The organism is Pseudomonas sp. AC242 (assembly GCF_979258655.1).
Map to the genome: position 1 here is coordinate 2853006 of NZ_OZ409873.1, position 11667 is coordinate 2864672.

General features: G+C 60.7%; 10 protein-coding genes and 1 riboswitch. Of the genes, 7 read left to right on the forward strand and 3 right to left on the reverse strand.

Features of this window, described 5'->3' with window-relative positions:
- Positions 1-45 precede the first annotated feature (45 nt).
- Positions 46-513, forward strand: coding sequence for a thiol-disulfide oxidoreductase DCC family protein (locus tag ACZZ0A_RS12830; protein WP_463543217.1), 468 nt, complete (start codon positions 46-48; stop codon positions 511-513).
- Here ACZZ0A_RS12830 and ACZZ0A_RS12835 read toward each other — a convergent pair.
- The 3 genes from ACZZ0A_RS12835 to ACZZ0A_RS12845 form a co-directional block, all read right to left on the reverse strand.
- The gene (locus ACZZ0A_RS12835; protein WP_007916136.1) at positions 497-988 is read right to left on the reverse strand and encodes a DUF2269 family protein; all 492 of its coding nucleotides are present in this window, start codon (positions 986-988) and stop codon (positions 497-499) included. The two genes, ACZZ0A_RS12830 and ACZZ0A_RS12835, sit on opposite strands and share 17 nt — an antisense overlap.
- 1 nt (position 989) lies before the next feature.
- Positions 990-2117 carry a saccharopine dehydrogenase family protein gene (locus ACZZ0A_RS12840; protein ID WP_463543218.1) on the reverse strand — a complete coding sequence of 376 codons (1128 nt, stop codon included), beginning with the start codon at positions 2115-2117 and terminating at the stop codon, positions 990-992.
- A 100-nt stretch (positions 2118-2217) separates the two neighbouring features.
- The gene (locus ACZZ0A_RS12845; protein WP_463543219.1) at positions 2218-6084 is read right to left on the reverse strand and encodes an autotransporter outer membrane beta-barrel domain-containing protein; all 3867 of its coding nucleotides are present in this window, start codon (positions 6082-6084) and stop codon (positions 2218-2220) included.
- A 166-nt stretch (positions 6085-6250) separates the two neighbouring features.
- Positions 6251-6456: riboswitch (cobalamin riboswitch) on the forward strand.
- Between the two features lie 92 nt (positions 6457-6548).
- On the opposite strand from ACZZ0A_RS12845, the gene ACZZ0A_RS12850 reads away from it, so the two are divergent.
- From ACZZ0A_RS12850 to ACZZ0A_RS12875, 6 genes are all read left to right on the forward strand, one after another.
- Positions 6549-8486 (forward strand): TonB-dependent receptor plug domain-containing protein, encoded by a 1938-nt coding sequence (locus ACZZ0A_RS12850; RefSeq protein WP_463543220.1) that lies wholly within the window; start codon positions 6549-6551, stop codon positions 8484-8486.
- Entirely contained in the window at positions 8486-8845 is a 360-nt protein-coding gene (locus ACZZ0A_RS12855) for a (2Fe-2S) ferredoxin domain-containing protein (protein ID WP_007916129.1), read from the forward strand. Before ACZZ0A_RS12850 ends, ACZZ0A_RS12855 begins: the two co-directional genes overlap by 1 nt.
- On the forward strand, positions 8842-9762 hold the full coding sequence (locus ACZZ0A_RS12860; protein WP_463543221.1) for an ABC transporter substrate-binding protein: 921 nt from the start codon (positions 8842-8844) through the stop codon (positions 9760-9762). Before ACZZ0A_RS12855 ends, ACZZ0A_RS12860 begins: the two co-directional genes overlap by 4 nt.
- Before the next feature lie 50 nt (positions 9763-9812).
- Positions 9813-10016, forward strand: a complete 204-nt coding sequence (locus ACZZ0A_RS12865; protein WP_007916127.1) for a PLD nuclease N-terminal domain-containing protein — start codon at positions 9813-9815, stop codon at positions 10014-10016.
- A 182-nt stretch (positions 10017-10198) separates the two neighbouring features.
- Positions 10199-11287, forward strand: coding sequence for an NAD(P)/FAD-dependent oxidoreductase (locus ACZZ0A_RS12870; RefSeq protein WP_463543222.1), 1089 nt, complete (start codon positions 10199-10201; stop codon positions 11285-11287).
- A 45-nt stretch (positions 11288-11332) separates the two neighbouring features.
- Positions 11333-11653 carry an isochorismate lyase gene (locus ACZZ0A_RS12875; protein WP_463543223.1) on the forward strand — a complete coding sequence of 107 codons (321 nt, stop codon included), beginning with the start codon at positions 11333-11335 and terminating at the stop codon, positions 11651-11653.
- Positions 11654-11667: the final 14 nt, after the last annotated feature.

The window sequence follows — 11667 nt, forward strand, 5'->3', positions numbered from 1 at the left end:
TGAGGCTATGATCGCAGCAATTCCAGCATCTCCCGAACCCACACCATGTCCACCCCAAAAACCCGCCCAACCCCAGCCCCGCTGCTCAACCCCGGCGAATCCGTGGTCCTGTTCGACGGCGTCTGCAAACTCTGCAACGGCTGGGCGCGCTTCTTGATTCGTCACGATCATCAGCGTCGCGTACGTTTGGCAGCGGTTCAATCGCCGGAGGGCCAAGCGTTGCTGGCGTGGGCCGGCCTGCCCATAGATCAGTTCGACACAATGGCCGTCATCCGCGACCGCCACTACTGGGAACGCTCCGACGCTTTTCTCGAAGTCATCAGCCAATTACCCGCCCGCTGGCAGCCATTACGACTGCTGCGCATCTTCCCGCGAGGCTTGCGCGACTGGGCCTACGACCGCATTGCGCTGAACCGCTATCGCCTGTTCGGCAAGTACGACGCTTGCCTGTTGCCAACTCCAGATCATGAACAGCGCTTTCTCAAAGCAACTGTACCTACGCCAGAAAACTGAACAACTGCAGCGGTGTCATCTTCGTCACCATCATCAGCACGATGACAAACATCCCGGCAAAACCGAGCACGCCCATCCATAACCATTGGCGGTACACGCCTTGGTATTGCTCATCCAGGTCGGCCCCCGTCTCGCTCGCACTCGACGCCATTACGTACAAGCGCTTCTGCAGAAGCAACACCGGCAGCCACAGCGAGCCGACGCAGAAGAAGATAATCAGCGAGGTCAGCACCCAGTCGGTGCTCATCGACAACCCCGAAAGCCGCATCAACAGATACCCCGTGATGATCTGCACGAAACCGGCCGGTGTGGTGATCCACGTGTCGAAGCGCACGACCATGCGCGCGACGTGCGCTATGACCTGCGGGTTGGCGGTGCGGCTGGCGGCGATCAGGTAGAGGTAGGAACCCATGCCGAAGCCGAACAGGAAAATCGCGGCGATGATGTGCAAGTACTTCAGGCACAGATAGAGCATGTCAGCGCTGCCCGTCGGAGAAATGCACGGCCAGGCTCAGGTTGGCCGGGTCGTTGATCGCGGCCATGTATTCGGCGACGCTGATTTCGCCCACGCAAGGCCGGGCACCGGAGGACGGCACGTAGCCTTGCGCCATTTTCGTGGCCAGTGCCACGGCAGCGCAGCTGGGAATCTCGGGGCCTTTGTCATTCAGGGCGGTGAGTTGCGCGGTCATCGACAACGGTTTGCCGTCAATGCCGAGGCCCTGCACGTCGATGTACATTGCACTTTTGCCATCGCCGAAACGCTCGAACCGCGTGCCCAGGCGATGCAATCTTGCAGCCCACAAAGCATGGTCGCGCACCAGCCCGATTTTCAGCGCCTGAGCCAGCAGACCGTTGGCGATGCCGCCGAGTTTGAGACCGGCGCCCGCCTTGAAGCTCAAGGTCTGCGCACCATAACGATTGGCAAAAATATCCATGTCGGGGACATCAACGTTGGCCAGCAATCGGGTACCCATCTGCGGCATTTTGCGCAAGGTCAGGTCCAGCCAGCCGGAGACTTCGTGGACCTTGCCGTTTTTCAGTTGTTTGATCGGTTTGCCGGCGTAAGCGAGCACGCCTTCGATGGTCGACAGCCCCGGCATTTTCGCCGACGAGGAAATGCCATGCTCGATCGAGTCAATGCGCGAAAAGCGCTGGCGCTGCTCATCGATGATGGCTGACGACAACGTCGGCACCGAGCTGCAACCACTGAGGATCGCCACACCCGCCTGCTTCGCCCGCGCATCAAGCACGTCGATGCCGTTGACGAACGTGCGGCAGTCCGCCAGGTCGCAATAGTTCACGCCGGCATCGATGCAACTCTGCGCAACGGCATAGGATTGCCCTTGAAACGGCCCGCCGGTGTGTACGACCAACTGAATGTTCAGCACACGCAAAGCGGCTTCGAACTCCGCACCCATGGCATCACCGCACCAGCCTTCGCAGACGATGCCCGATTGACCATTCAGTTCATCGACTTTGCGCTGCAATTTTTGCGGATCACGGCCGGAGAGTACCAAGCCGATCTCCGGCATCAGCGCCAGGTGCCGGCAGACGATACTGCCGAAATTTCCGTAACCACCGACCACCATCACCCTGAACGGCATGCAATTCTTCCCTAAGTCAGTCCATCAAACAGGCGTGAAGGATATAGGGCCGAGCGTCAGCAAGCCATCCAATGTAGGGTTTGCGGCGTGTACAAAAGCCCTAGAAATTGATCTTGAACCCCAGCATCGCGTCATACCCATGGCTGTCACCGTCGAACCCCTGACGATAGCCGGCCGATGCGGTAAACGTGGTGCGTTGATTGGCCTGGTAATCCACCCCGACATTCACTTCACCCCACGTGCCCTGAATGTCGGATTCGAACGGAATGTACCCCGACTCGGAGGAAAATTCGGTTTTCGGTTGCCCTTTGAACTCATGCCAGATGCTCGGACGGATCCAGCCATTGGTGCGCCGTGCGCTGTTGTCGACGCCCTCGGTGTCCCAGTCCTTGGCGATACGCACGCCGGCGCGGCCGATCAGTGAGTCAACGTCCTTGAAGCGAATCTTCGCGCCGGCGTCATCGCTGCTGCCCAGATCGACGTAACTGTAGATCGCTTGCAATTGCGGCTCGATGTACCAGTCTTTGTCGACCTCGAACGGGTAGCCGTTTTCCAGCGAGGCGGTGTAGCCCCAACCGCGGGTTTTCAGTTTGGCCATGTCGTTGGGTTTGGCTTCGATGTCAAAGCGGTTGACCTGCAACACCCCGTCCAGATACCAGCCGGAGGGGCCGAAGTGCGTCCAGTACGCGCCGACGCCGTACGCACGCAAGGTGTCTTCGCCGGCGGCGCGCCGGGTGTAGTGGCTGACGCCGGCGTCGATGGTGCCGGCGGACAATGACAGCCCGGCCTGCTCGTGACTGCCGTCGGGCCGGTCCTTGCGGTAAAGGTCGGTGCCGACCTGAAATGCCGTCAGGTCATAGTTGTACTCGGGTGTGTTGCCCAAGGCGTTTTTGCGGTCGCCATCCTGTTTGCCGCTGCGGTAGATCACCCGGCCCCAGCCCATCGATGGCGCCAACGTCGATTCGTCTTCCTTGGGCAATGGATCACCGCGATTCAGGCGTTCCTCGCCGACCCGCTCGTGAAGGGTGTCGACCATTGTCCGGCCGTAAACCAGGGCCAGCGCGGGCACGGCACCGTACAGCGACACTTCCGGACGGTAATTGGGTACCGGGGAAGGATCGGGCGTCGGATCGGGATCGGGATCGGGATCGGGATCGGGATCGGGATCAGGATCGGGGCCTGGAGGACCGTCCGGCGGTACCGCGTCCGAGCGCAGATACCAAGTGTCCTTGCCGCTACCGTCCTGGGCACCTTGCTGCAGGCGATATTCGTACGGACCGGCGACAACACGCCGGGCCAGTTGAAAGGCATTGGCGTCGCTCGCGGCTTCGGTCTTGTTGAGCAGTTCGACCACCGCAATACCATTGCCCTGAGTCAGATCGCCCTGGCCGCCGACATTGCTCACGATCACGCCGGTGGCGCCGCCGCTGGCGGTGGTTGTCGAATCCACAACCAGCATGTCCGAGAGGCTGTTCGCGCCACCACCATTCAACGTGGTGTTAAGCAGCAGCCGGCCGCCATTGGACACAAACACCCCGCCGCCATCGGTGCCGACGGTGTTGGCCCCGCTGATCAGCAACACATTGCCGACCGTGTTGCTGCCGGCGGCAAGGTCGAGCGTGCCGCTATGGGTGAATCGGTTTACACCGAGCAACTGGCCCTGTACAGCACCGCCCAGCGTCGGCGTATTGGCCGTTTGCCCCAAGGGCAGATAGGCGCCGCTGGCGTTGAAGCTGACGATGCCCGTCGCCGGTTGCGCCGCCAGACGAATCACACCGCTGTTGTCGATGCTGTTGGCGCCCGATGAGCCGAGATCACTGACGGCAACGCCCCAGGTATCGCGACTGCCGCTGGCACTACTGGCGGTGAAATTGCGCAGTGTCCAGGTGCCGCTGTTGGCCACCGTGCTGGCCGCGCTGACGGCATTCACAGCGCCGGTTATCTGCCCGGTATTGTTGAGCGCAAACGTCGTGCCCGGTGTGGTCGCATCGGCGCGTACGGCGACATCGCTAAGCGCAGTGATCGCACCTGAGTTGGTCAACGTCTGGCTCGCACCGCCAAGGGCAATGCCGCTGCTATCGGCCCGACCACCCTGAAGCGTGGCGCTGTTACTGACATTGACGCTGCCGCCCTCGGTCAAGGCGTCTATGGCCGACGAGCCAACGCCTCGAGTAGTGATCGCGCCGCTGTTGCTGACGGTCAAATTCGCGGCGCCCGAGGCCTGGGCGAGAATGCCCTGACTGTCGCTGGCACCGAAGGTCTGGATCGCGCCGCTGTTGACCACACTTTGCGCGCCAGTGACCGACAACGTTCGGATACCGCGTTGTTGATTGCCCCGCGCGATCAACTCCCCGCTGTTACTGACACTCAATGTGCCCAGCCCACTGCCTGAGTTGAAGGCATTGCCGGCCAGAATCGCCGCGCCCTGACCGTTGACGTCGATCAGCGGGCCGTTGAACACGACACCCACGTCGCCGCCCAGCGTCAGCGCCTGGATACCAAAAGCACCAATGCCCGTGCCGTCGCCCGAGCCAGCGTTCGAGTGGGTGATGATCGTGCCGCCGGAATTGACGTTGACCGTGCCCGTCGGCGACTGCGTCGAGGCATAGATGCCGTTGGCGTTGCTGTGCAGGGTTTCGATGCGATCGCCACGGTAGTTGACCTGAACATTGCCGCCGGTCGAATCGACCCGTATACCGCCCGCGCCAAACCCGCTGGCGAACAGATCGCCCGAGTAATCAATCAGCACATTGTTGTTTTCGGCGCTGACAATGATCGCGTAGGCCCGGGTGGTGTTGATGTCGCCGAGGACTTTGATATTGCCGCTACCCGTGATCGCGACATCACCGGTACCGCGCTTGATCACGTAGATCGCCCGCGAACCGGCGGTATTGGCCGTGCTGCCGACGTTGATGGCAGCATTGTTCTCGATGCTGATCGAACCGCTGCCGCCGACATTGTCATTGGCATAGATACCGTGGGCGCCGCCACCCGTGGTGGTGATGGCGCCGTCGTTGACGATGGCGATGCTGCCAACGCTGGAAAACGAACGAATGCCGAAACCGTTGAGGCCGCTGGTACTCAGGTTGCCGCTGTTGGTCAGGCGGGTATTGCCTGTGCCGCCCTCGGTGAACAAGCCAAAGGCGTTCATGCCGATGCTTTGCACATTCGCCGCGTTGATCAGTGTGGTGTTGCCATTGACTGCGCGGGTATGCACGCCGGCGTGGTTACCAATGCCGGCAGTCGGCAAAGTGTCGTCAATGATCGGAAGACCGGCCGAGAGTGCATCATCGTTGTTGACCAGAATACTCACGCCACTGCCGACGTTGACGTTGGTCTCGCCACTGCCCGTGGCTTTGGTCCAGACGCCGTTGCCGCCGAGCAACGTGATCTGGCCATTGCCCTGATGATTCAGGTTGATCGCCCCGCCGCCGCTGGCGTTGATGTCGATGCCATCGTGTTCATTGCCGACCACGGTATTGAGGATGTTCAGCGTGGTGCCGGCACTCACCGAAAACGTCGACGAGCCAGCGCTGGCATTGGTGATCGCCAGCGCGTCCAGGCCACTGCCGCCGACATTCACCGTGTTGGTCCCGCCATTGACGCTGAGGCTGGCGTTGCCGGTGGTGCCGATGACATTGGCAAACACTGCGTTGGCGGCCGTTGGGGGTGTGCTGTTTACCGTAGTGCCAGTGAGTGTCAGCGTGGTGTTGGCATTGTTGCCACGACTGTTCAACGAGGAACCCGCCGTAGTGGTAATGGTAGTGCCCGACTGCGTGCTGATCGACGCATCGACGCCGGCCGCCGGCAAACAGGTTTGCGAGACGTTGTAGGCACCCGCCGCCAAAGGCCCGCACGCAGCTTGAGCGTCTGCGAGCATCAGGGTGTTGGCCATGGCGACCAGTAAAGCGCTGCGAATGAAATGCGGGGCGTGCCCACCGTGAGGATGGCCGCTGGCACCGTGCATGAGAACCTCCCTGTTCAGCGTACGTGGCGAATCCCTCACGCCTGTCGACGCCGCGCGATATTGCGTTGTGATTACCGCTATAGACCTTAGTAGTTATTTCCAAAGTTGGTAATTCGCGGGTCGAGTACCTGTATCGGCAAGTTGACGAACGGTCATTCGAATGTTCAGATGCCGCCCAGTTTCAGGTGTCCCATGCCGCCGTGCATGGGGTGAAACGGGAAACCGGTACGTTCTTTTCGAACAAGTCCGGTGCTGCCCCCGCAACGGTATGCGCGTGATGCTTTCGATACACCACTGTGGTTAGACGGCCATGGGAAGGTGAAAGCCTCGATACGCGCGAGCCCGGAGACCGGCCTGAATTGCTGTTTGGCAAAATCCTGCGGTGGGCGGGCATGGGCCGGTATTGGCTGTGCGCGATGCCTTCTCTTGCATGCTCTTCTGCGAAGATCCTTTTCGAGAAGACAATGATTCGACCTTTCTACACTTCTGCTCCAACCCTGTTTCTTGGTTGCCTGTTCAGCCCGCTGCTACTGGCCGACGACACACCACTGGAACTCAATCAGCAAATCGTTTCCGCACCGTCGGTGGAGTCGACCACGGTCGCCGACATGGCGAAGTTCGGCAGCAAGGTCGAGATCGTCAGCCGCGAACAGATCGAGCGCGCCGGCCCCAGTGCCGATGTCAGTCGCGTCATGCAGATGTTCATTCCCGGCCTGTACGTCGCGCCGAAAAATGGCCCGTTCGACTACGGCACCTATTCGCTGCTGGGCGGGCGCAACGACGATACGCTGATCCTGCTCGACGGCGTGCGCCTGAACAATCGCCTGTACGGCGGCCTCTATCTCGACACCCTGCCGGCCAACGCCATCGAACGCATCGAAGTACTCAAAGGGGGCCAGAGCCTGTTGTTCGGCACCCAAGCCGTATCCGGCGTGATCAACATCGTCACCCGCAGCCCGCAGTCGCGCAAAGCCGCCGGCGAAGTGAATCTGGGCGTGGACAGCTTTGGCGGTACCACCGAGGATGCGCGGGTCGAGAATATCTTCACTAACGGATTCGGCGACCTGGGTTTGCTGGCGTACGTCAGTCACAACGTCTCCGACGGCTATCAGCCGTATCGCAACCGCGACATGAAAAACGATTCTGGGAAGAACCGTGCCTACGAAGTCACCACCTTCGGCGGTAAGGCGATTCAGTCGTTTGGCGAGGATGCGCGGCTGGAACTGTTCTACCAATACGCCGACGCCAACCTCGACTTCGCCCGTCCGGTCGACAATCACAAGACCACCAACGACCGCGTGCAGCAGATCGCCACGGCGACCTTCGAGCAGACCGTCAATGAGCGTCTGAGCTACTTCGTCAAAGGCCATATCAACGACTGGGACACGCGCTACACCCGGGTCAACAACGTCGCCGGCGGCGGCACAAAAGTCATCAACCACAACGACTATTGGGGCTTCACCGATTGGGGCGTGCAGGCCGAAGGCAAAGCAGAATTGCCCGGCGGCCATGTGCTGGTGTTCGGCAGCGACAACCAGTGGTTCAAGGGCCAGGACGACGTGCTGATCATCGACAACGACAAGGCCGAAGCCCATGCGTTCTACACGCAACTGCGCCCGCAGATCGACGCCCTGCCCGACTGGCATCCGAGCATCGGCGTGCGTCACGAGGCCATGAGCGGTGGCGACAGCGCCACGGTCGGCATGCTCACTTCGCTGTATGACCTCAACGACAACTGGTCGGTGCGCGGTCAATACGGCAGCGCCTACAAACTGCCGAACGCCGAGCAACTGTTCGTCAACGAGCCGGGCGACGAGATCGGCAACCGCAACCTGAAACCGGAAAAAAGCCGCAATACGGAGCTGGGTGTCGACTACAAGGGCCTGCTGCTGGATCGCGAAGTCAGCGCCAGCGTGACCCTGTTCAAACGCAAGATCGACGACCTGATCACCGTCGATGACATTCAGTGGGTCAACGGTGAAGGCACGATCCAGATGCGCGGTTTCGAGGCGGACGCGAAACTGGCGCTCAACGATCAGTGGAGCCTGCAAGCGGACATGACCCGCAACCTCACCGAGTCGCGCACCGGTGTAACCATCAACGACATCCCGAGCTTCTTCGCCCGTTCGCGGGTGGGTTATGAATCGGAAAATCGCCTGTGGGGTGTTGGCGGTGCGATCCGTTACATCCGCGATATCAAAAGCTCGAAGCAAGTCGAATACGGCAATTATTCGGTGGTCGACGCCGACGCTTATCGCTACCTCGACAACGCCCACCAACACCGGGTGAGTCTGCTGGTGGAAAACCTCTTCGACCGCGACTACGTCACCAGCCGTTCGAGCAACGTCGACAACCTCGGCCGGCCGTTCACCTCCGAAGTACGCTACACGTACCGCTTCTGATGAGTGAAATCAAAACCGTCGACGGCGTCGATACGCACCCGGACTGGTCGCACGTGCCCGAGCACGCACGCCATGTGTTCCTCTGCACCGGCCCGCGCTGCACCCAGCGCGGCGCCTTGCAGTTATGGAAAACCCTGCGCCGGCATTTGCTGGCGCACGATCGCATCGAGACGCCGGGCGGCGTCTTGCTGACGCGCACGCACTGCCAGTTTCCGTGCAATCTGGGGCCGATTGTGACGGTGTACCCGGAACGTTGCTGGTATGGCGTGCACAGCCATGAAGAGGTGCAGCGGCTGGTCGAGGGGCATCTGGTGGGCGGTGAAGTGGTCGCGGATTTGCTGGTCAAGGCGCAGGGATGAAATCGATCCTGTTAGCGCTTGGCGCCCTGCTCTGTTCAATGCCGACACTCGCCGACAGCTTCAGTAATTGCGGCGAGGACTGGAACGCCGCTGCGCCTTCGCGCGTCGTCGCGCTCAATCAGCATGCGGCGGATCTCGTCCTGGCGCTGGGTGCCGGGCCAGCGCTGGTTGGCGTGGCGTATCTGGATGACACCGATGCCGGTCAGCGGCCAGCCGCGTATTTCGGTGTGCCGGTGATCGCGCGGCAATACCCGGCCAGCGAAGTGCTTTACGCACAGAAACCTGATCTGGTGATTGGCGGGTTCGCCACGGCATTCGGCGACGGTGTGACTTCACGCTCGGGTCTGGCGCGCAATGGCGTCGGTTCTTATCTATTGGAGTCGGCCTGCAACGGGCATTCGCTGGATTACTTCGCGCATGTGCGCAATGACTTGCTGACCTTGGGCAGGCTGCTGCACAAACAGCCACAGGCGCGGCAATTGAGTGAGGCCATGGACGCCGACCTCGCCAGTGCCCGAGCCCTGGCCGGTGCGGGTAAATCGCTGTCGGTGTTCTATCTCGACAACGAAGTCAAAGGCCTCGACAGCGAAGGTCGGCGGGGGTTTGTCACCCCGTTATTGGCCGCTGCCGGGGCACGCAATGTCTTTGCCGAAATCAACCTCTATCGAGTCACCGTCAACAGCGAAACCCTGCTGGCCAGCGACCCGGACGTGATTCTGCTGGCCGACGCCGAATGGTCACCCGCCCGTCGCAAACGCTATCTGTTGACCCACGACCCGGTGTTGTCGCAACTGCGCGCGGTGCGCGAAAACCGGATCATCGAGATCCCTTTCACCCACCTGCTGCCGACTTTCAACAGCGGCCGCGTAGCCTTGCAACTGGCGCGGCAGCTCAACGCACTGAAGAAAAATAAATGAACCCGCCGCCCCCCACGCCACCTAACGAACAGACCATCAGGAGGTAGCCAATGCAAATCGAAACCGTGTGGATCGTACTGGCGGCAGTTCTTCTGCTGATTGAACTCTGGGCCATCAATCGGGTGCGCAAGAGCGAGGGGAAAGCGAGCAATAAAGGTGTGTGGATCGTGCTGATCGTGTTTGTGCCGTTGTTCGGGTTGATTGCCTGGGCGTTAGCGGGGCCAAAACACGTCAGTCAGCATTCGGCGTCGTAATCTGACCCTTGATCCATAGCGACTGAGCATCCGTCACGGACTGACATTCCAAATGCCCGCCGGAGATATGCCTGCTTAAGCCGTTGCCAGCGGACGAGCCCGGCTTTGGCCGGGCTTTTTTCTGGTTGCTCGCCGCGTCTCCCTGCTGCAGGATCAGCCGATCGACAACAGGGAATGTTGAAATGGATCATAAAGCACGTGGGCGAATTGTGGTGGTCGGTGCGGGCATCGTCGGCGCCTCCCTCGCGTATCACCTGTCTGGCAAAGGAGCGCACGTCACGCTGATCGAGGCTGACGAGATCGCGAGCGGCGTCACGGCAAACTCTTTCGCCTGGATCAATGCCTCGCACGCCGGCGCTGATCCGATTGCGCAGTTGCGCGGTATGGCCATAGAAGCATACCGACGACTCGAAACCGAGCTGCCGGATTTGCAGATTCGCTGGACCGGGGCTTTGTCGTACAACGAATCAGCAGAGTATCCGGCGTCGGCGACATTGTTATCGTCTGCCGAGGTGCTTGCCCGCGAGCCCAACCTGAAAAATCCCCCACCCTGCGCGTTGTATCGCGCGGAAGAAGGCGCACTCGACGCCGTGCAAACCACCCACGCCCTGATTGCCGGCGCCCGGGCGCTGGGCGCGCAATTGCTCACGCAAACCCGCGTGACCGGTTTCACAACCTGCAACGCCGATGTCACCGGCGTTGAAACCACAACGGGCGCGATCGATGCCGACCTTGTCGTGCTTGCTGCGGGGACCGGCACCCAACAGTTAACGCAGATGCTCAACGTCTCCCTGCCCATCGACGCCTCCCCCGCCATTTTCATCCGCTACAAGACCCAACCGGGCCTCGTCAAAGGCATCATCTCCAGCCCCGAAATGGAAATTCGACAAAGTGCCGACGGCACGTTGCTGGCCGCTGAAGATTATCTGGGCGAGGCGCCGGGCAACTCGCCGACAGACCTTGCCTGGCGAACCGCCGAAACCATACAAAATGAACTTCACGGAGTGGTTTCCATCGAGCCGCAAACCGCCGTCGTCGGGTTCCGGCCCATGCCCGCTGACGGCATCCCCGTTGTCGGTTACCTGCCCGGTGTCGGCGGAATTTACGTTTGCGCGATGCATCCCGGAGTGACGCTGGCGGCGATCGTCGGGCGCCTCGCCAGTGAAGAGCTACTGGATCGCCAGTCATCTGCGGCCCTTGCACCGTGCCGCCCAGAGCGTTTTTTTCAGAACGCCGGCAAAGTGACAAAAAACGCTGCGCTTACCCCCTGAAAACCCGCCGCACGATCAACAACAATTCGAGAGGCACAGACGCACATGGACGTCATCAACACGTTACAACCCGCCGACTGTGCGGACATGCAAGATATTCGAAGTGAAATCGACCGACTCGATCAAGCGGTGATCAAACTGCTGGGCAAGCGCTTTCAGTACGTACTCGCTGCCTCGAAGTTCAAGACCTCGGCGGCCTCAGTGCGGGCACAGGAGCGTTTTCAGGCGATGTTGGCAACCCGTCGCGACTGGGCCGAAAACGAAGGTTTGAATGCAGATGCCATTGAGAAAATATACAGCGACCTGGTCAATCACTTCATTGCTGAAGAGATGAAGCACTGGGCGGCGGCGCAGACGGACAGTTGACTGCTTTAGCGCAG